The following is a 22,318-nucleotide window of genomic DNA, read 5'->3' as shown; positions in this document are numbered from 1 at the left end:
CCTTATTTACTTATTATGTACGTGTATAAGCTTTAACGTACATAAGCTATTAACGTGTATAAGTTGCGGTCAGTTTAGCTTTGTCTAAAGCCATGCTGTTCAACGTGAATCCAACCACAGCCGACGGCGTATTTTCGTCGAGGTTAAGTTTGTCCGTTGGTAATGCCCAAACCGTGAACTGGTAACGGTGCATACCATCTTTTTCTGGAGGACAAACGCCACCGTAGCCAACTGTACCGTAATCAATGCGACCTTCTTTGCCACCGACTTTAGAGATGTCGACACCACGAGGTAGCTCGCTCACTGTTGCTGGAATATCAAACGCGACCCAGTGCCAGAAACCACTTTCAGTTGGTGCATCTGGATCATAAGCCGTGATTGCAAAGCTTTTGGTTCCTGCTGGAGCATCTTTCCACATCAACTGCGGTGACAAGTTCTCGCCATCACAGCCCCAACTTGAATATTCAAACGTCTTCGCCATTGGGTGACCTTCTTGAATATCATTACTCGTTAATTCGAATGCCTGAGCCGAGCCCGCTGTTAAGATACTAAGTGCCAATACTGATTTAATGAGTGTTTTCATGGTGGTTCCTCTGATTAGGTATGAACCCAGTATAGTCCCCTCCATTCGTTCAATAATGACAATAAGTACACAATTATCTAGTTTAATCCATTCGAATGATACTTACTGTATTTTTGATTTATTATTTTAAAACATGACCCACTCGACAATTTGTTGTTAAAGGAACACTTGTTGACATTCAGGTTACAAATCACGTCCAAAACTCTTTAGACTCGCCCCACGACTTTTAACGAGAATGATTGGATGCGCAGGTTTACCTTAGCCCTTGGCTTGATCTTTTGGCTCCCAACTCTAGCCAATGCCCAAAGTTTGCAAGACAAGTGGCAAACCCTGTATCAACTGAGCTGGCAATCATCCCCAATCCTAGTATCTCAACAAGAGTTGGCTCAGTATCCGAAAGTTCTGCTTCATGAACGTAGCCGCTATCCTGATTTCAACCAATTCAGTTGGGACGACATCGCAGCGTTAGCGTCAATACAAGATCACTGCCGAGCGATTGAAAGCAATAACCCTTCATTACATAACGCCATCGAGTTTGAGCTCGCTTTGTGTCAGCAACAAGCATTGGATTCCATTTGGTTTGCTGCACACTCCAAACGACACCCTGCAGGTGGTAGTTTTGCTGATCGTTATTTGGCAGTTTACCCCGACGTAAGCGAGCAAATACGCCCGTTTTTGAGTATTACCAACCCACAGCACCCTCTATATACAAAGCTAGAAGCGCTAACTGTTCAAGGCAGAGAGGCATTGCTCAATGGATACCGCGCTTGGCAACAAGATGATGTGCTTTGGTTAAGTGGCGAACAAGGCTGGAAAGCCATTCCCTTAAATGTTTGGCAACCTATTGCAGAGCAGCAAGAGGTGTCTTTGACGGGTGAAACCTGCACTTTTCGTTACAGCAACGTGTGCTTAAGTGAGCCTAGCAATGACAACCTGATCATGAAAACCTTGATCTTTTTATTACTGTTTACGTTGCTTTCTGGGCTCGCTAGAGTCTTATATCTAAGAACAAAACAACGAAAAGAGAGGCAGTTCGTTTTACAGCTTCTTACTCATGAACTGCGCACGCCCATTACTAGCCTAGGCTTAACCGTCGAAATGTTTAGGAATCGCTACGATGACTTTTCTGATGAAACTCAAAGTGCGGTTTGGCGTTTAATATCTGACTATCAAAGGCTCTCTCAACTCACCGAAAACAGCAAAGTGTACCTAAGTTCGGATCAGTCAGAGCCTTTGTTGAAGCAAAACGCTTCATTAGAAGAGTGGCTCGATCATGTCTGTGAAAAGCACAATATTTCTTATCAATGTGAAGCGCGTGAAGTCGAACTTAACCTGCCTTATTACTGGCTAACCATCTGCTTGGATAATCTAATCAAGAATGCCAAACAACACGGTAAAGGTAAGGTTTTGGTAAAGGTCGAACTCGGAGACAAGCTGACGATTGAGGTACAAGACGAGGGGCACTTCCCTTCTTTTCTGCAACGGTTTGTATCTCGAGCAACACCGAATATCAATCACAGACAAGACAACATGGGCATTGGCCTCACTATTGTCGAACACTTGATGAAACAAGCGAATGGCCATCTCATTATTCTTCGTAACCCAACCCGATGTATTTTGGAAATAGCTTATGAACACCCTACTGCTGATTGAAGACGACCATCTACTTGGACAAGGCCTCGTCAGCTTCTTTGAGTCCAATGGTTACCCATGCCTTTGGGCGAAGGATTCAGAGAGTGCCAGTAAACAATGGTTCCGCGCCGATCTAGTGATACTGGATCGACAACTCGAAGACGGTGACAGCTTGCGACACCTGCCTAATTGGCTACTCCTCAAAGCGCTTCCTGTGATTGTGTTAACGGCTAAAGTGGAAGTCCAGCAACGCGTAGAAGGCTTAATGGCTGGTGCCAAAGATTACGTGACTAAACCATTTTCGAACGACGAATTGCTCGCTCGAGTCATTACCCAACTTCATCCGTTAGGGGTGAGCCAACTAAATTACGCCAACATTGAAGTCCGCTTGTCTGAACGAATCGCTTATTTGGATGAAAGCCCGATCACGTTAAAACCTAAAGAGTTCCAGTTATTGGTCTTGTTTGTTCAGAACCAAAGTCGTGTGTTTCACCGAGATGAGTTACTCAACAAAATTTGGGGTTATCAGGCTTTCCCTAGCACTCGAACTATTGATAATCACATACTGCGCTTACGCCAGAAGCTGCCCACATTGAATATAGAAACACATCGCGGCGTTGGTTACCGCTTGGCTGGGGAATCATAATGAAAGTTACTTCGTTAACCGCACTGCTCTGCACATTGCCGCTCGCAAGTCATGCGGCTTGGTTTACTGACACGCCATTGCAGCACACCTATCAATCGTTGCTTGATGGTCAACCTCAAGTTGCATGGCAAGAGCTACAAATCGCACTCGTTCAACAAACACTCGATAGTGAGCTTTGGCTGCCAGTCAAACAAGAGATATTAAGCCAGACTCAATGTGGCACCTCACTAAAACAAAGTGCTGAGCCAAAACACCACATTCAAGTCAGCTTCATTCGACGCTATGGCCTGTCATCGCACGGTTATCAAATTAAAGTCTCTGCCGAGCAACTCAACAAAGGCTTAGAAACCCAAACTCTTTCTTTGGTATCGCCTAAAGGTAAAATCCTTCTCGATGGGCAACTCACTTCCAACAATGAGTACCAGGAGATTGAAACCAATGAAATGTTCATCAAACCCGAATCTGGTGTTTATCAACTAAGGATAGGTTCAAACCACTACCCTATTATTGTCGCTTTAAATGACAGTAATCGATGGCTGACGCTCGAAAGTAAACTCAGCGAACCACATATCGTGCTCTCGCCTCCAAAGGTGATCGACAACTGCCCTGACGCTAATGTGAACTGGCAATGGTTTGATGAAAACTACAACCTGTTAGGTTACAAATTGCCAATCAAAACAGCGCAAGCACCCGTTCCCTCAGAAGGTCCACTTGGAACCAAAGCCAAGCACCTGAGTGCTTCGGTTGAAATGTTTGAATACCAAGGCGCTATTGAAGTCCAATATGTGCAACGCGTCGCCGTGCCTTTCTAATGGAACACCACTAAAGCCAAACAGAAAATAGAGACATATAGGTGACAAAGCACTAGCACTACTTAGGTGTAATAACCGTACTTACCCTTTTCGGAATCTAAATATGCTCAGCGTACGTCACCCACTCAATCTTTTTACTTTTGCCATTGTGGCTCTAACAACAGCTTGTCTGTTTTCATCCAATGCACAAGCGAGCCAAATAACGCTCACCAGTAACAACAATACCGTCTCTATTTCATCGAATACTTTAGAGATAGATTGGAACGGCTTAAGCGTTAACAGCGGCGTTCTCACTGTTGATAGCCAACCACAGAAAGCGACCAATCTGGTCATTGGCTTTTCCGATAAAGCTTACTCAGAAAAAATCGCCACTTGGACCTTAGTACCCAGTGGGATAAAAGTTGAGGCAGAACTAAATCAAGAACAACTCACTTTTCAGTTCAGTTTCCCTTCAAATATACAGGTGAAACGTAACCAGCCCGTAGAGTTGGCGTGGTTTGATCTAGCAGAACAACAAACTCAGACCCTATTTCTTCCTTTTAGCGAAGGCATGCGTGTACCTACAAATAACAAGCTTTGGGGTAGTTATCTAGTCGACAACCATTCTGGAAGCAACACCACTCAAGACCTAAAGATGCCTTTTTGGACAGCACAACAGAACGACCACTTCATTAGCTATCAGATGATTAATGCGACCAACAATCAACTGCTCTTTTCAGATGCATCCTCTAATGCCTCCTCAAATACAAAGACCAAAATTGATATGAAGGCATCACACCAATTTACGATGCTCAATCAGTCACAGCCTTTTATTGTTCGTATTACCCTCGGAGACTCGTGGTTAGATGGTGCCAAACAATACCGAGATTGGCGCATCAATAATGACCAGTCTGAAACACTTGTAGCAAAGCAAAAGCGCAATCCAGATGTAAGTAAGTTGATCGGCGCGAGCCACGTTTATTTGTTTGGCAAAGATCCACTAAGCGTCCAAGATGTAAGCGACTGGTGGGGATTGAAAAGCTGGTATCTAAAGGGCTCTAAACTCAACGTTTCCAAGGAAGCAAAAAGAGAGCTTTCATCACTCTCCAAGGGTAAAGATTGGTTCAGTCAGTACCACAAACAGTTATTGTTGGACTCTATTAGCCAGTCGTTGCAGGTGTTATTTCCAATCGGTAATCCGACACTCGAAAGCAATACGATCAAAGCTCAATACGTGGCAGCGCAGAACAAGAAAAATTGGTTGGTTGAACACGCCTCCCCCTACCTAAACTCGTCAGACACTTGGGGACAAGCGTTGTCTTCAGATATGGTCGCCAATCTAAATAAGGCAGGCTTAAGCAAACTTTGGCTCGGATTTGATAATTGGATGCCAGCATTCTATCAACCTAACGCTGTGAGTCTGGCAAAACAGTCAGGATATCTGGTCGGCACCTATGACTCCTACAACACAGCCATTCCTGCTAAGCTGAACGACAACTGGCTAACCGCTCAATTACCAGAGCCAATGCGTCAAAGTTGTGCCATTGAACTAGCGGATGGCAGCCTAAAAAAAGGGTTTCGAGGTAACGGATTCTATCTTAATCCGAATTGCCATTTAGATTACGTAAAGCAGCGCGCTCAAGACATTATGAAATTCGGCAACTTCAACAGCTTGTTCTTAGATGTTGATGCAACCGCCATGGCACGTGAAGATTACAGCGGCTCTATAAACAGTCATAGCAAGAGTCATAGCAACAGCAATGTCAATGGCGATACAAACGAATCGGATATGCTTTCTGCCTTCAACAACCGAATGCAGTGGCTAAGCGAGCAACCATCGTTAGTATTAGGGTCTGAAGACGGCAACAGCCTAACAACAAAAGGCATCGTGTTTGCACACGGCTTAGAAACGGTTGGTTTTGGTTGGACAGATAAAGACATGAAAGAGAATCGCCGATCTCCCTATTACTTAGGTCGTTGGTACCCAGACCACAAGCCTGACTTCTTCTTTAAACCCGCCGAGGTTAAAGAGCCCTACAAGTCGCTACTGTTTTCGCCACAATATCGAATTCCGTTATACCAAGCCGTTTTCCATGATGAAGTAATCAATACGCACCATTGGCACTCAGACAGCCTTAAGTTCACTAATGTACAAGCAGAACGTGACTTAACCGCGATGCTGTACAACACACCACCGATGGTTCACTTGACCAGAGATGAAGCTTTATCAAGTCCAAGGATCAAAGCACTCAAACGCTATCAAGATGGCTTTGAACCGATGCACGAACAGTTATGGGATAAAGAGTTGGTCGATTTCGACTGGTTAGATAAGAACGGCGATGTTCAACAAACCGAGTTCAGTGACGGGAGTAAGATCATAGCCAACTTCTCCAACAAGGCATTTCGTCACAACGGTATCGATATTGCAGCCCTGTCGGTCAAAGCTATATTAGTGAATGGACAAGTCGTCGACTGGCAGCCCAATCATAGTTAGCTTCAATACGGTTTAGACAAAAATGAATAATAGGAAGCTTAAGCACTTATTTAACCGCTAATGTTCAGCCCGTTACTTGTGCTTCCTATTTTGAAAGGCAGTCAGTAGATAGTCGATAAAGACCTTTTTACGTTTCGGCATCAACTGCCTGTCTGCATACACTAGGCTTACTGAAACTTCTGGCATCTCATACTCAGGTAACAAACGAATCAGCTTCCCTGTCTTGAAGTGCTCACGACAAATGAATTCAGGAAGCACCGCCAAGCCGAGCCCATCCACACACGCTGTTAGGCATGCCGTGATGGTATTCACTCGCAACTGACACGGCAGATCGATCAAAATCGACTCACCGCCTTCTAATTGCAAATGCCACTTAGGTAGACGTGCCGCCTTGTTCACCACTTCAATCATCCTAAATGGAGGCTTAAGGTCATCGGGTGAAGAGATTTCACCGAACTGTTCTAAATACTCAGAGCTGGCTACCAATACACGCTTCGATGTTGTGAGGTAACGAGAAACCAAGCTCGAGTCCACTAGCTCACTAATTTGTGCGTAAAGATCGATCCCCTCCGCAATGATGTCGACTTCTCGATTTGACAGTTCTAAGTTCAAAGTCACGTTTGGGTGCTCTTTTAGGAAACTGTGGATGTATGTGGCTAATACTTGATGTCCCAATTCGACAGGCAACACAACATTCAACTGCCCTCGGATCAAATCCTGATTGGCAGAAACCTCTAACTCAGCTTGGTTCATGATCTCTTGCATCTGCATGCTCGACTGATAAAAGCGCTCACCCTCTGGCGTTAAAACTAAACTTCGTGTCGAACGAGTGATCAACCTCACACCTAGGTGCTGCTCCAGCTCGTCAAGCTTTCGGCTGACGGTCGACTTGGTCATGTTCAATGCTTCAGCTGCGTGCGTGAAACTCCCACAATCAACAACTTGTGTAAAAACAGTCACAGCATTTAAGTCCATCGTACTTCTCCCAAAGCCCTATTAGTAAGATTATTGCAACAGTGTTTCCCTTTTTTCCTATCTTATCAATCAATCGAATTCATTTACAATTCGTTACATCTAAATAAAAACAAAATGAGAAATAAAAAATGACAGAGAACAACAACGCTTCGCAATCAGTAAGCACAAAAAAACGTAAAAAAGCCCCGCTTATTGCTACTGCGATCATGCTGTCATTAGGTCTAGCTGGCGCCGGATATTGGTACGGCTATGGCCAATACTTCGAATCTACCGACAATGCCTACCTACAAGGCGACATCACGAATATAAGCCCGAAGGTGTCGGGTTATATTGTTAAGTCTTACGTGAGTGATAACCAATCGGTTAAACAAGGTGACTTGTTGGTTCAAATCGATGATCGTGATTACCAATCTGCACTTGCTCAGGCGAATGCGCATTTAAGCGTCGTTCAATCAAGCGTACACAACCTGATCGCTCAACAAACGTTACAACGTAGCCAAATAAATCAAGCCGAGAGCCGTGTTGATTCCGCACAAGCTGAATACGAGCGTGCAATCCAACAAGTCGTGCGTTCTCGTAGCTTATTAAAGCGTAACTATGCTTCGCAAGATGAAGTAGACAGCATGGTCGCACAACAAAAAGTCACCCAAGCAGAACTTGAAGAAGCAAAAGCAAACCTCGTCGCAAGTAATGATCAACTAATCGTGATTGCGAGTGAAATCGAACAAGCAAACGCATCCGTGACTGAAGCTCAAGCACAAAGAGATCAAGCACAACTTAACCTTGATTACACCAAAGTTTACGCGCCAGCGGATGGCGTGATTGGTAAACGTAGCGTCCGTGAAGGCTTGCTGATTCAAGCTGGCGCACCACTTATGAGCTTGGTACCAAACAACCAAGTGTGGATTGAAGCCAACTTCAAAGAAACTCAATTAAGCGGCATTCACAAAGGCCAAACCGTAGAAGTCGAACTGGATGCCTTTCCGGGTCAGCCACTTGAAGGCGTGGTAGACAGTTTCTCCCCTGCAACTGGCGCCAAGTTTGCGCTCCTACCACCAGAAAACGCGACAGGTAACTTTACTAAAATCGTTCAACGTGTACCGGTGAAAATTACCATTCCAGATCAGCAAGAATTGAAAGGTAGACTGCTTCCTGGTTTGTCTGTGGTAGCGACCATCGATAAACGAGGCTAGACCATGAGTAACGCTGGTGTTGTCACCCAAACTAATGATGATGGAGTGGTTTCTAGGCGCCATTGGATCGCCCTATTTGGCGGTTTGATTGGTGCGTTTATGGCGATCTTGGATATTCAAATCACCAACTCGTCTCTCAAAGATATTCAAGGTGCGCTGTCTGCCACCTTAGATGAAAGTTCGTGGATCTCTACGTCTTATCTAGTCGCAGAGATGATCGCTATCCCACTCAGTGGTTGGCTTTCTAAAGCACTCGGTAAACGCCGCTATATCACGTGGACGACGGTCATTTTCACCCTTTCATCTTTGTTGTGTTCGTTCTCTTGGAACATGACCTCGATGATCGTATTCCGTGCGATGCAAGGCTTCAGTGGTGGTGCTTTAATCCCACTAGCTTTCTCGTTAGTGATTCAGTTATTGCCTGTTAACAAACGGGCTGTGGGTATGGCACTGTTTGGCGTAACCGCGACCTTTGCTCCATCGATCGGCCCAACATTTGGTGGTTGGCTGACGGAGAACTTTTCATGGCACTATATTTTCTACATCAATATTCCGCCTGCTTTGCTTGTGATCACCATGATCCGATATGGCTTGGATGATGAAAAGCTCGACCTTGGCACGCTGAAAAAAGCGGACTGGTTTGGTATTGCCACCATGGCGTTAGGGCTAGGTTGTTTGGAAGTGGTGCTAGAAGAAGGTAACCGTGAAGAGTGGTTCAGTTCGAGCTTTATTATTGGCTTGAGTATCGTGTCGGCGGTGAGTTTGGTTTATTTCGTGATAAACGAACTCCAACACAAAAAGCCATTGGTTAACCTGCGGCTATTGCGGGATGGGCAATTTGCTATGTCTTGTATCGCCTATTTGATTTTGGGGATGGCGTTGCTTGGCTCTATCTATGTGCTGCCGATGTATCTCACTCAAATTCAGCAATATAACGCGATGGAAATTGGTGAAGTGCTAATGTGGATGGGTTTCCCACAACTTCTGATATTCCCAATTGTGCCCAAGCTAACACAGATAATTAAGCCTAAGTACTTGGTGACCTTTGGCTTCGCAATGTTCGGTTTCAGTTGTTACGTGAATACGCACATGACAATCGATTTTGGTGGCCAGCAGCTGATTTTGTCTATGGTCCTACGTGCTATTGGTAGTCCGTTTATCATGGTTCCGCTGTCTTTGGTTGCCATGAAGAACATCAGTAAAATGGACACGCCAGACGCATCAACTTTAACCAACGTGATGCGAAACCTAGGTGGTGCTTTCAGCATCGCGATTATCGCTACGCTATTGGATAACAAAACCCGTGAGCACTTGGCACACATCAAGGAGTCGTTACCTTCTGTGAGTCAACTTGGCTGGCAGACGCTTCAGCAACAACAAGCGTTTTTCATTCAGTCAGGAAGTGATGCTGCAACGGCGATGCAGCAAGCGCAAGCAAGCTTACTTGGTACAATGCAACGTGACGCTGCCATCATGGCTTACAACGATGTGTTCTTAATGATGACGGCGTTCTTGGCTCTAGCGGCAGTATTGATTTTGAACATGCATGATTAGCGCTAGTTTTTTAGTAAGAAAACAGAGAGGTAAGCTTATCGGCTTACCTCTTTTTTATTTCTAAAACACGGATAACCCCACAAAAATAAGGTAAACGCAGCCTGCGTTTGAAGGCTTTCATAAATGTTATCGAATACTCTTTAATTACCAATAGTTTATTGAGTGTTTGTATGTGATATAGGCACCTTGACAATGTGCAACCTGACACCTAAATTAAACATAACATTTGGTATTGAGGAAAATGGATTTGACCTTACCAACAGACCTGCGGGTTTTGATTGTCGACGACTCTAAGAGCGCAACAATACTTATTAAGCAGCAACTCTCGAGCTTGGGCATTTCACATGATTGCATCTTTATTGCGACCGATTATCGACAAGCCATCAAGGCGGTCGAGACGCACTCATTTCATGTACTCCTCATCGATTACCACTTAGAACAATCCTTCACGGGGTTTGAGCTTTTGGGGATCCTCTATCGAAACAGGCTCATCGATCATACAGTCGCCACGATTCTTGTTTCTGGGGATATGCGTCAGGAAACCGTATTGACGGCCCTTTCTGGCGAAGCACATCACTTTGTTTCTAAACCGATCAATACTCAATCTTTAGGCAAGAAGATTCAAAGTGCTGTGTCCGTTTCGAAGAAACTCACCCAACTGAATGACTTATATCCGATCACTAATTTGGAGCGATTGACACAAGCGTTAGCGATCTCCCCTAATGGCAATAGCGTTCAGTTTGAAGCGACATTGATTGAACACTTAATTGGAGGCAAAGAATGGGATTTGCTTTCAAGCACAATCGACAACTCGAACACGAAAATGCACCCGACCAAATTAGTCGCAGAGGCATTAATTCTAGACAGCTTGGGTAAACCGAACCTAGCCATAGAAAAGCTCCACAATTACCTGATTGCTCAGCCGTTGTCATTAAACGTTATTGATTGTTTAAGCTGCATTTATGAAAAACATAATATGTTACTGCCCGCGCTTAAACTGGCCATAAGAGCGTTTGAAATGACGCCTAGCATCAGTCACCGTGCGATAAGAGCAATCGACTTGGCAGAAAACGTCGACAACACCCTGATGCTTATCAAGCTTGGTGAGATGTACGCGACGCATATATCGTCTGCCGACATTGATATTATTCATTCCATTAGCGCTCACTTCAGTTCACTAAAGGCGACCTACCAACGTGAGACACAATTAAAGTACAAACGCATTCTGCTGGAACATGCTAATCAATTCACAGAGTTGGTAAACCTCAAACTTCCGGTAAAACAACAGCAACAAGTTCTGGCCAGCCTTGCCCTATTTCAAAGTAATATTTTACTCATTGAGAACAGCCCTCAAGTTGCTCACAAGAAAGTGATTCGAGCCTCGACACTGTTAGCAAATAACTTTTACAACCAACCCACTCACTTATTGCTTCAATTGCTGCCTCTTTTAACTCACTTTGGCGAGTACTCCCTGTACCACTTAGTTGCAGAGTGCTTAAAAGCTCGAGGGGAGACAATAAACCATCAACTCGAATCACAAGATGTAGACCCTTCTACTTGTGTAAATATCGAAAATTCCGATTCCATCCAAGAACTAAAGGACTACATTCACAATTACCCATATTCAATTGCGGCGAAACTTGACTATATATATGCCGTCCATAAAGCTCATATAGAAGAAAACCTTAGACACGAATACTTGAAACAGCTCGCACAGCTAGAGCTTCCACCAAGATGGAGCCAATGGCTCAGTGATTCATTAAGATCTGGTTTTTCTACTAGGCCGCCCAGCCCATTTTCAACATACAGCCGACAGGAGTCTATATGCTAGATTTTGATGCCCTAAATGCCTACTTAGATAATGACAAAGAAGTGATTTTCGCTGTGTTGTCTGTGTATCAAGAAGACCATGGCAATTCATTAGAAGAGATACAAGAACTGGTACAGCAACAGGATTGGGGCAAGCTTCATTTTACCGTACACACATTAAAAGGCATATTAGCCAGCTTCGGCGAAGAAACCGCCACCGTGGCCTTAGAAAGAGTCGAGCAAAACACACTTAATAAGCTTGCACCTCAAGATGATGATCTTTCTGTTATCTACAGCGAAATGAAGATCATCAACAAACAAATCGATGAGGTGCTAAGCACTTATTAGTCAATTCACTGAGCTTTTAGTAATAACTTTTAGTCTTCAGTAATAGCTTTTAGTATTCCGTAACAGCTTTTAGTCTTCACTAATAGTTTTTATAGTTTTACGCAGCAAACAATGTCAGCTGAACAGGTTAAAGAGCTGAGGTGCTTTGGCAACATGGAACCTCGACTCTTGCCACGTTCTCCTCATTTCCCCTATCAATTATATGCCGCCCGCTCCTATAAATTCACTCGATTTATCTACATGCACCAATGCATAATACATAATACATAATACATAATACATAATACATAATACATAATACATAATACATACTTTATAAACCATGCATGTCCATGTTTCCTATGAAAAACCGACACGTTCGATGAGATGTAAAACGGTTAAATACTTGTAGATCTTTTTGTGACGTAAGTATACGAAATTGCATTTTATTTATTGGTAAAGAAGAAACTGTTATCTACACTCTAATGAAACCAAGCGTTAATCACTTGGTGGCATAATAATAAAATGAAAAAATAAAACGTTCAGTCGGCTAAAAAAGGACAAGGAAATGAACAATGACAGTTTTGCTGCGTTTCAGGTGCTCACGGATGAAACACCCATTAAAGAATCATTTTCTACCACTGCAGAACCTTATGCTCACTATCTAAAGGATATTGTGGGGATTGATTTGCTGTCGCGTGAAGATGAGGTGTATTACGCAAAATTGAATCGCGCGGGTGACAAGCAAGCACGTGACATCATGATCGAATCAAACCTGCGACTTGTTGTAAAAATCGCAAAGAGTTACCTAAAACGTAAAGGCAACAACTTCACGCTGCTCGACCTGATCGAGGAAGGTAACATCGGCTTAATCAAAGCAATCGATAAATACGACCCCGAACCCGGTTATCGCTTTTCGACTTACGCCGTATGGTGGATTCGAGAGAATATTGAAGCGGCATTGATGAACAAAGGTCGTACTGTCCGATTGCCCGCCCACGTATGCAAAGAAATAAACAGCCTCGCGTCCAAGAAGCTCGATGTAAGTAAAAAAATGAGTAAAGAGATTTCGATTTCAGAGTTGTCAGACAGCTCTGGCGTAAAGGCAAAACGTGTCGACCAACTCGTGGCGCTTAGCGGGTTTATTGACGTGACAACAACGGTTGGTTTCAGCCACGCACCGATAGTACTTGAACAGTGTGAAAGTGAGTATATCCCTGACCCACAAAAAGATTGTGAAGATCAGTCTTTTACCCAAGCTCTAGAACAAATCATCCATACACTTCCTCCAAAATTACAAAAGGTGCTAATCCACCGTTTTGGTTTCTTTGATAACAACGTGAAAACGCTGTCTGAAGTCGGACAAATGTTGGATGTGAATGTTTCTAACGAGCGTGTTAGACAAATGCAGAAAGAAGCAGTCGAGAGAATTCAAAAACGACTCAAATTTGATGGTTGGGTGTAAGTGGCTTTGTTGCGTAATTCAATGGAACTAAATCAAGAGCCTACGATCTGATCAGCTACGTTCACTCCTTCTCGTAGCTCTATGCCTAAACCTCGTTACAAAACAACCAACTGGAAGAAATACAACCAATCACTTATTAACCGTGGCTCTCTGACCTTTTGGATTGATGAAGAGGCAATAAACGGGTGGGCGCAAAGCAAACAGAGTAAGCGCGGGAGGCCACGTCGGTTCAGCGATTTAGCTATCACGACAGCGCTCATGGTGAAACGAGTTTTTTCTATGCCACTGAGAGCTCTGCAAGGGTTTATCGACTCAATATTTAGGCTTGCCCATGTTCCATTAAGTTGTCCGCATTACACCTGCATCAGTCGTAGAGCAAAGCAAGTTGAGGTCTCATTTAAGACTAAAGCGAGAGGAGCAATACAGCACCTGGCCATTGATGCAACTGGCCTAAAGGTTTATGGCGAAGGTGAATGGAAAGTCAAAAAACACGGGACAGATGGCAAGCGTAGAGTTTGGCGAAAGCTGCATATTGCCGTTGATACAAGCACTCATGAAATTATCGCAGCCGAGCTAAGTTTATCGACGGTTACAGATGGAGAAGTCCTCCCGAACTTACTGAAACAAACACGCCGAAGTATCCTTGAGGTGTCTGGTGATGGAGCTTACGACACGAGATTGTGTCATGCTGCTATTAAGATTAAGGGAGCCATTGCGCTTATTCCCCCAAGAGAAGGGGCAGCCTTCTGGGAGCGTGGTCATCCTCGAAACCTCGCCGTGGGTTGCCAGAAGTTATACGGCTCAAATAAGTATTGGAAAGAGCGGTATGGGTACCACAGACGTTCACTATCAGAAACAGCGATGTATCGAGTTAAACAGTTACTAGGAGGACGATTGAGCTTAAGACATTACAATGCGCAGGTGGGTGAGACTTACGCGATGATAAAAGCGTTGAACAAGCTTACTGGGTTAGGTATGCCTGAAACTTGTCGTATTGACTAAGAAACACACGAAATGGGGTAGCTCTATCTATAAATTTAATTACGCAACAAAGCCGGTGTAAGTCGTAACCCCGTTGAGAATTAGTTGAAAATAACGTAAGTAAAACAAAGATCCTTTAGGGTGAGCCTCCAAGCTTGCCCTTTTTGTTTGCCTGATTCGCTAGAAAAACAAAAAGATCTTAAGCACACGAACCCTAAGTCGCTAATAGCTAATAGCTAATGGATAATGACAAGTGCCACAGCATTAACTTACCTTAGAGAAGTGACTCGCTCACTGCGCAAAATGAGATAATTGATATAAGTGGTTTCAAGGCAATCTTGTTCCCACACAGATAAAATCCGTTTGGCCGCAAAATAATAATCTTTGTTTCTCAACAGCATCCCAACGGTGCCGCTGAGCTTTTCAAATCGAACGTGATCGCTCGCAGAGATGTAGTCATCTTCACTTTCAATAATGGGTGCTAAACCATCAGCAAACCAATTATTCAATATTTCTCGCATCTCTAATTCGGACTCAGGCACATCCACACTCGACAACTCACGATGTTGAGGTGGTGGCACGATGTACTTCGACGCTTGCGGTGAACTGACATAACGATACATGTCGTCCCTCCTTTCTAACTAACTCGTCTAATAATTAAGGACATTTTTATCTGTTCTCAAGTTTATTTAGCGAAAAAACAATATTATTTAGAAGAACAAGCAATAAAAAAGCCATGCATCAATGACCCCACATGGCTTTAGTGAGGGCAACTTTACGCTGCCCTATCTACTTGTTGGTTTAGACTAAATGTCGGTTCAGACTAAAACCAAGTTCTCTCGATTAAATCGAGCTTTGGTCGAAGTCGTTGCCTTGATCGGTACCAGTTTGAGAATCTGAATCGAAGCTTCCAGAGTCGTCCGTGAAGTCAACACCTTGGTCTTGACCTCCTGAACTTGTCCAGTCGCTGCCTCCAGATTCCATACCCGCCATGTCCGGTTGCTGCTCTTGGGTAGAACCTTGCATGGTGTATTGATCATCGACCTCAACTTCAACAGAACCGCTAGCACCGTCTATTGAACTACCCAATTCGTCGTAACCTTGGAATTGGATCTCGCTAGTACCTTCATAACCTTCTGGAAGTTCAACGGATACAGGCTGCTCTAGGTTGCCACTGATTGTGAAGCTACCATCACCGTTATCCAGTGCGTTGCTCACAGTAGCGCCCTCAGGTAGACCAGACATATCAGCGTAATCAACCGATTCGTTACCACTTACCTCATCTGGAATCGAGATAGAGATGGTATCACCCGGTGCCGCGGTTACATCTGCTGTACTGTCTTCAGTTTCAGCATCTTGAGCTTGGTCATCAGCTTGTTGAGCCACTTCCACTTGTTGCTCTTCTGTTGCTTGAGCAGCTTGGACTTGTGGTTCATCACTTTGTACTGAATCATCTTCAACTTGGATGCTTAAGCTATGACTTGATACTTCACCGCCGTCGTTAACTTCAACATTCATCGCTAAGTTGCCATCGAAGTCTTCGTTCGGCCAGTAAGTCCACTCACCTTCACCTGATTCGGCAAAGAAGCCAGCATCGTTCGCGTCTGCAACATCAACAACTTGTGCAGAATCACTCACGCCCAACTCATCCACCAGCTGTGCATCCGTGATAATTAGTGAACCATCATCAGCTAAGGCATAACCTTCACTCGCCGCTGCTTCATCTCCGCCTTGGATATCCACATTGAAGAAGCTTTCGATGCGATTTTCGCCATCGGTCGCTATAAATCCAACTTGAACATCACCGGTGTAGTCTTCAGCAGGTGTGAATTGATAGTTACCTTGGTTATCGCTCTCAATTACGCCCTGACCTTCCATCAAGCTTACTGACTCAATGCTCATGCTATCGCCTTCTGCATCGCTCAGGTTCGCTAACATGTCTTCATCAGTGAACGACAAGGTTGCATCAGCTGCGATTTCCGTCGTTGTGATGCTGTTAACTTCTGGTGCTGCATTCTCTTGTGAGTCGCCTTCTTTCACGACTACGCCAGTTTGCTCATCATGAAGCACGCCATCTTTATCAACTACGTACGCAATGTCTGCTTCGCCCGTGAAGCCTGGTGCTGGTGTGAACGTCCAAGTGCCATCGCCATTATCGACAATCTCACCTTGGCTGCGGTCGGCAAGATGAACCAGTTTCACTTCATCATCGCTGTCAGCATCCACATTCTCAGCCAAACCAATTAGGTCGTCCGCCGTTAGGATGATGGAATCACCCGCTACAGTTTCGAAATCACCTGAATCGATACCATCATCAAACGCTTCCGGCTCATCTCCGTAATCAACCGTTGTTGCACTTACGGTTACGAAGAACTCACCATGGAAGTCTTCAGGAGGCGTCATTTGAATGTTTGAGATATCCCAGTCGAACAGGTCGATGTATTGACCCGGTTCGGTAATCATCACGGTATTCACACCATCGGTTACCTCGAATCCAACAGGGAAACCTGTCATCACCAAGTTACTTAGTGTTTCTGAGTCATCGACTAGGCCAACGTTCAGTCCCAAGTGACCCGTTTCATCTTCACCGAAGACTAATGGACCGTCATGGTCGGTGGTAATTACCGCACCATCTGCAACTGGACGTACGAACACAGGAACATCAAGAACCGTTTCGAACTCACCATCACTCACGACAACTTGTAGGTCAGAAACACCCGCAAAGTCGCCTGTTGGGGTGAATGTCCAAGTACCATCACCGTTGTCTGTTACTTCTCCGCCATCTTCACCGTCTGCGGTGATAATGCGAGAAACAACCAGGTCAGCGGTATCAATGTCACCGAACAAGTTCATCAAGTCGCCAGCATCGAAGGTGAACGCGCCATCTTCGTCTGTGGTCATCATTGCGTTGCCGACATTGAATGGTGCGTCGTTAACCGGAATGACATCCACATTCAGCGACCCATCAACCACCTCTTCACCGTCAGTAGCTTGATAACCCAGTTCTACTAAGCCATTAAAGTCTTGAGTAGTCACTAAGTGATACATGCCGTCTGGTTGCTGAGTTAAGGTCGCGTTCGCTGGTGCTCGAACAGTGATGCTCTCGATGCTGATCTCGTCGCCATCAAGGTCTGTTACTTGACCCGCGATGTATGCTGGGTCAATCACCATGACCACATCTTCTTCGCCTTGCATCTCAATGGTTGGCGCTTCAGGTGCATCATTGACTGGCGTGACATCGATGTTGCCGTCGACTGAAATTGTCTCTTGGCCATCGCTAACGTTAAACGTCATTGGCACATCGCCATTGAAGTTCTCGTTTGGTGTGAATGACCAAGTACCATCTTCGTTATCTAGCAACTCACCTAAGCTAGGGTCGATTTGTAGACCAGAAGCTGACAGCTCGTCTGCGGTGTTATCGATGTCGGTAGCTTGAGCTAACAACATGTCTTGTGTGATAAGAATGGTGCTGTCTTCGGCTGTAGTTAGTTTCACATCCTCAGATTCAGGTCCATCGTTCACAGCCAGAACTTCGATTCCTGCCGTTGTTGTTGCAGTTGCACCGTCATCATCGGTCACAACCACATCTAGGCTGATATCACCATTAAAGTTCTCGTTTGGCGTGAAGGTCACAGACCCATTATCGTTTTGAACCAAGGTGCCGTCAGAGCCTGAGTAAGTAACGCTTTCAAGCGACACTTCACCATCAACGTCAGAACTGTTAGCAATCAACTGTTCAGGGCTGATTGTGATGGTGCCATCTTCGTTCATTTGGTAAGACGTAGAACCCGCTACTGGCGCATCGTTAACATCCGTTACCGTCACACCAATATTGGCATCGACTGTCTCAGTGCCATCAGTCACTGTGAAGCCAAGGTTTACATCGCCATTGAAGTTCTCGTTCGGAGCAAAGCTATAAGTGCCGTCACCGTTATCCGTGAACACACCCTCTGCGCCCGTGTAAGACACATCAGTGATAGACAGGTCATCACCATCAATATCCGCAGTGCCTGCTAATAGGTCAGCGTCAGTGAAGGTTAACGTACCATCTTCCTCAACGGTAAAGCTCTGGTCAGCAGCCGTTGGTAAGTCATTTACTGGGTTAACGGTTAGGTCTACGCCAGCTAGGACTGTCTCGATACCATCTGAAACATCGAAGCTTAGATCTATGTCGCCGTTGAAGTCAGCATCCGGAGTGATCGTAAATGAACCATCATCGTTCGCTGTTACGGTCGCATTGTCACCTGCAGATAGGTTGCTTGCGGTTAGTGCATCACCATCAACATCGGATGCGTTAGCCAGCAACTGCTCTTGAGATAGCGTAATTGAACCGTCTTCATCAACCGAGTAAGCCACGTTTCCGGCCACTGGTGCGTCGTTAACTGCAATAACTTCAATACCAGCGGTGGTTTGAGCCGTTGCACCGTCGTCATCAATAACGGTCACATCAAGGTTGATGTCTCCGTTAAAGTTTTCGTTTGGTGCGAACGTTACCGAACCATCTTCATTTTGAACCAAGATACCGTCTGCACCTGAGTAGCTCACGCTATCAAGCGACACTTCACCGTCCACATCGGAGCTATTGGCAATTAACTGCTCAGGGCTCAATGTAATGGTGCCGTCTTCGTTCATCTGGTAAGACGTTGCACCCGCCACTGGTGCATCGTTAACGTCTGTTACCGTTACGTCGATGTTTGCATCAACCGTCTCTGTACCGTCAGATACTGAGAAGTCCAGACTTACTTCGCCATTGAAGTTTTCATTTGGAGCGAAGGTGTAAGTACCATCACCATTATCAGTGAACACACCCTCTGCGCCTGTGTAAGACACATCAGCAACTGAAAGCTCATCACCATCAATATCAGAAGCACCCGCTAGCAGTTGCTCGTCTGTAAAGGTAAGTGAACCATCTTCTTCAATGGTGTAAGCGACATCTTCTACAACCGCGATGTCATTCACTGGATTCACAGTAAGGTCGGCCGTTGCAACAACCGTTTCAGTACCATCAGAAAGGTCGAAGCTAAGGTCAATATCACCATTAAAGTCGGCATCCGGTGTAATAGTAAATGAACCATCATCGTTTGCCGTAACGGTAGCGTTATCACCCGCGGTTAGATTAGCCGCGGTAAGATCATCGCCGTCCACATCCGATGCTTGAGCCAGCAGTTGCTCTTGGCTTAGCGTGATTGAACCATCTTCATCCACTGAGTAAGCCAAGTCACCTGACACTGGTGCATCGTTAACCGCGATAACTTCAATACCCGCAGTGGTTTCAGCCGTTGCACCCTCTTCATCAGCAACGGTGACATCTAGGCTGACATTGCCGTTAAAGTTTTCATTTGGAGCGAAGCTGTAAGTACCATCACCATTGTCAGTAAAGATACCGTCTGCGCCTGAGTAGGAAACGTCGCTAACGGATACATCACCTTCAATGTCTGAGCTGTTCGCAAGAAGCTGCGCTTCAGAAATGGTAATCACGTTATCTTCGTCAACGCTGTAGGTCGTTGAACCTGCAACCGGCAAGTCATTAACAGCAATGACGTCGATACCTGCGGTTGTTTCAGCGGTTGCGCCATCTTCATCCATAACAGAGACATCAAGACTGATGTCACCGTTAAAGTTTTCGTTTGGAGCAAAGGTGTAAGTACCATCACCATTATCAGTGAATACACCATCAGTGCCGCTGTAGCTTACATCGCTGACAAACACTTCCCCTTCAACATCCGAGCTATTCGCCAGAAGTTGTGCATCGCTTAGCGTGATACTGCCGTCTTCTTCAACGCTGTAAGCGGTGGTTCCAGCAACCGGTACGTCATTAATTGGGACAACTTGCACATCAATGTTTGCCGATACAACATCGGTACCGTCACTGACATCGTAAGTTAGGTCGACATTACCATTGAAGTTCTCGTTTGGAGCGAAGGTGTAAGTGCCATCGCCATTATCCGTGAACACACCGTCGGTGCCTTCGTAATTAACCAACTCGACAGAAAGGTCATCGCCATCAATATCGGTTGCACCAGCCAATAGCTGTTCATCAGTGAAGGTTAACGAGCCATCTTCATTAATGGTGTAGTCATGGTCGTAAATAACCGAAAGGTCATTAACTGCTGTTACGGTAACGTCAAGTTCCGCAGGCGTAACCCCTCCGTTGCCATCGTCCACGTTGTAGCTAATGGAGAATTCACCGTTGAAGTTCTCTTCCGGAGTAATGGTGTAAGTGCCGTCACCATTGTCAGTGATAAGAGCGTTTTCAATTGAAACATCTCCAACACTTGGTTCGTTACCACCCGTCTCACCAGAACCATCACCTTCATCGCCGGTTAGCAATTCAGAGATATCAATGCCGTTTTCATTCGCGAGCGCTTCTTCTGCCGTTGGCAAGTCGAATGCATTTTGAGTGCCTACATCTTGGCTTGGAACAATAACACCGTTCACGATATCGAATACATGCCAGTGGTCACCCGATGGGTTTTCAGATAAGTCAGGACTAAAGGTTTCAACCAATGTATCGCCAACAAACACCTGAACCTGTACATCTTCAACACCATCCACATCCCAACTTCTGCTGGTGTAGTTGTGTACTGAATAGTGCATATCAGCATCTTGATAATTTGGAATGGTGATGGTTTCAGGACCACCGCCATTCGTGTCATCCACATCTTGCTGAACGACATTACCTTCGCCCAAATCGTGGCTCATGTCGCGATAGTAAATGTGGTCTAGCTCATTGCCATTTTCTGTATCGTAGAGCCATAAATGGTTGTCCATATCACGTGGGCTTTCACCCCATGTGACCACGATACGCATATCTGTTTCTTCAAGTACTTCAGATATTGCAGTTACGCCACCGTTGGTATCTTCACCAGCTGGAACTAGGAAACTACTGGTAATAGAGCCGTCTTGTTCAATAGTAACGGTACCTTGGTCAACGACTGAACCTGTAACAGAGTAGTTTCCTGAGTCATCCGTTACTGTGGTGTAGCTATTGCCAGCGCTGTCGGTCAGGGTGACTTCTGCACCAGACACTGGATTACTGGTTTCAGCATCCAACACTGTACCGGTTACGGTTGTTTCATCGCCCTGCTCTCCAATAATTGCGGTCATGTCATCGTCTTCGATGTCAGTCGCGAATTGTAGGAGCTCTTCTTGAGTAATGGTGTATGAACCATCTTCTTCAATGGTTATCGCCACATCAGCAGAAACAATTGGCGCGTCGTTAACTGGGTCAACGGTTAAGCCTAAGTTAGCTGCAATTGGTGTGTCGCCATCACTGATGCTGTAGGCAACGTCGATGTAGCCATTGAAGTTTTCGCTTGGAGTGATAGAGAACGTACCATCGCCATTATCGACAATCGTTGCATCGTCACCCACTAAGGTTAAGTCGGAAGCGACAAGGTCATCTCCCTCTATATCAGCGGCATTCGCAAGTAGCTGTTCCTGCGTGATAGTGATGACATTATCTTCATCAACGTTCGCGTAAACATCAGATGTCGTTGGCAAGTCATTGACTGGGTTTACCGTCAGATCGGCGTTCGCCACAATTGACTCAGTGCCGTCCGAAATATCAAAGCTTAGGTCGATATCACCATTGAAGTTAGCATCCGGCGTTACCGTAAAGGTGCCATCGCCATTATCAACAACGGTTGCATTATCGCCTGCACTTAGGTTGCTTGCGGTCAGGTCATCGCCATCCACATCAGAGGCTTGAGATAGCAACTGCTCTTGAGTCAGAGTAATCGAACCATCTTCATCAATGCTGTATGCCAAGTCACCCGATACTGGTGGATCGTTAATTGGAAGAACATCAATACTTGCGCTGGTGGCTACTGTCGCACCGTCTTCATCTGTCACCACTACATCGAGGC

The 22,318-nt window shown here is 45.2% G+C and carries 14 protein-coding genes (1 of these 14 running past the window's edge); 10 read left to right on the top strand and 4 right to left on the bottom strand.

From position 1 onward, the window contains the following. Positions 1-49 precede the first annotated feature (49 nt). Entirely contained in the window at positions 50-583 is a 534-nt protein-coding gene (locus AC3CH3_RS22015) for a YbhB/YbcL family Raf kinase inhibitor-like protein (protein ID WP_488538444.1), read from the bottom strand. A 243-nt stretch (positions 584-826) separates the two neighbouring features. On the opposite strand from AC3CH3_RS22015, the gene AC3CH3_RS22010 reads away from it, so the two are divergent. From AC3CH3_RS22010 to AC3CH3_RS21995, 4 genes are all read left to right on the top strand, one after another. Further along, a complete protein-coding gene (locus tag AC3CH3_RS22010; RefSeq protein ID WP_488538443.1) occupies positions 827-2,236 on the top strand; it encodes an ATP-binding protein in 1,410 nt (469 codons plus the stop codon). Further along, positions 2,214-2,861 carry a response regulator transcription factor gene (locus AC3CH3_RS22005; protein ID WP_488538442.1) on the top strand — a complete coding sequence of 216 codons (648 nt, stop codon included), beginning with the start codon at positions 2,214-2,216 and terminating at the stop codon, positions 2,859-2,861. Before AC3CH3_RS22010 ends, AC3CH3_RS22005 begins: the two co-directional genes overlap by 23 nt. After that, complete coding sequence (locus AC3CH3_RS22000) at positions 2,861-3,673, top strand: DUF2861 family protein (protein WP_488538441.1); 813 nt, start codon at positions 2,861-2,863, stop codon at positions 3,671-3,673. The genes AC3CH3_RS22005 and AC3CH3_RS22000 overlap by 1 nt, the downstream gene beginning before the upstream one ends. 103 nt (positions 3,674-3,776) lie before the next feature. Then, positions 3,777-6,146: a glycoside hydrolase gene (locus AC3CH3_RS21995; RefSeq protein WP_488538440.1), complete on the top strand. Its 2,370-nt coding sequence runs from the start codon at positions 3,777-3,779 to the stop codon at positions 6,144-6,146. Positions 6,147-6,218: 72 nt separating this feature from the next. Here the strand turns inward: AC3CH3_RS21995 and AC3CH3_RS21990 are convergent, their stop codons facing one another. Further along, positions 6,219-7,121, bottom strand: coding sequence for a LysR family transcriptional regulator (locus AC3CH3_RS21990; RefSeq protein ID WP_488538439.1), 903 nt, complete (start codon positions 7,119-7,121; stop codon positions 6,219-6,221). Positions 7,122-7,249: 128 nt separating this feature from the next. Here AC3CH3_RS21990 and AC3CH3_RS21985 point away from each other — a divergent pair, with 128 nt between their 5' ends. From AC3CH3_RS21985 to AC3CH3_RS21960, 6 genes are all read left to right on the top strand, one after another. Further along, positions 7,250-8,314: an HlyD family secretion protein gene (locus AC3CH3_RS21985; RefSeq protein WP_009844998.1), complete on the top strand. Its 1,065-nt coding sequence runs from the start codon at positions 7,250-7,252 to the stop codon at positions 8,312-8,314. Between the two features lie 3 nt (positions 8,315-8,317). Then, positions 8,318-9,868 carry a DHA2 family efflux MFS transporter permease subunit gene (locus tag AC3CH3_RS21980; RefSeq protein WP_488538438.1) on the top strand — a complete coding sequence of 517 codons (1,551 nt, stop codon included), beginning with the start codon at positions 8,318-8,320 and terminating at the stop codon, positions 9,866-9,868. Positions 9,869-10,109: 241 nt separating this feature from the next. After that, complete coding sequence (locus tag AC3CH3_RS21975) at positions 10,110-11,699, top strand: response regulator (RefSeq protein WP_488538437.1); 1,590 nt, start codon at positions 10,110-10,112, stop codon at positions 11,697-11,699. Continuing rightward, complete coding sequence (locus AC3CH3_RS21970) at positions 11,693-12,025, top strand: Hpt domain-containing protein (protein ID WP_017079133.1); 333 nt, start codon at positions 11,693-11,695, stop codon at positions 12,023-12,025. Before AC3CH3_RS21975 ends, AC3CH3_RS21970 begins: the two co-directional genes overlap by 7 nt. A 547-nt stretch (positions 12,026-12,572) precedes the next feature. Then, complete coding sequence (locus AC3CH3_RS21965) at positions 12,573-13,469, top strand: sigma-70 family RNA polymerase sigma factor (RefSeq protein WP_488538436.1); 897 nt, start codon at positions 12,573-12,575, stop codon at positions 13,467-13,469. Between the two features lie 81 nt (positions 13,470-13,550). Then, positions 13,551-14,471: an IS5 family transposase gene (locus AC3CH3_RS21960; protein WP_488538121.1), complete on the top strand. Its 921-nt coding sequence runs from the start codon at positions 13,551-13,553 to the stop codon at positions 14,469-14,471. A gap of 248 nt (positions 14,472-14,719) precedes the next feature. Here AC3CH3_RS21960 and AC3CH3_RS21955 read toward each other — a convergent pair whose 3' ends face one another. Further along, entirely contained in the window at positions 14,720-15,073 is a 354-nt protein-coding gene (locus AC3CH3_RS21955) for a hypothetical protein (protein ID WP_017079131.1), read from the bottom strand. Positions 15,074-15,293: 220 nt separating this feature from the next. Then, on the bottom strand, positions 15,294-22,318 hold the 3' portion of the coding sequence (locus AC3CH3_RS21950) for a tandem-95 repeat protein (RefSeq protein ID WP_488538435.1). 20,947 nt of this gene lie beyond the right edge of the window; only the last 7,025 of its 27,972 coding nucleotides appear in the window; the start codon falls outside the window, past its right edge — the gene reads right to left on this strand; it ends in the stop codon at positions 15,294-15,296.

It is taken from the genome of Vibrio sp. QJM3NY_35 (genome assembly GCF_057785915.1).
The sequence above is the reverse complement of the archived record's forward strand: the minus strand, read 5'-3'. Positions and strand labels throughout refer to the sequence as shown.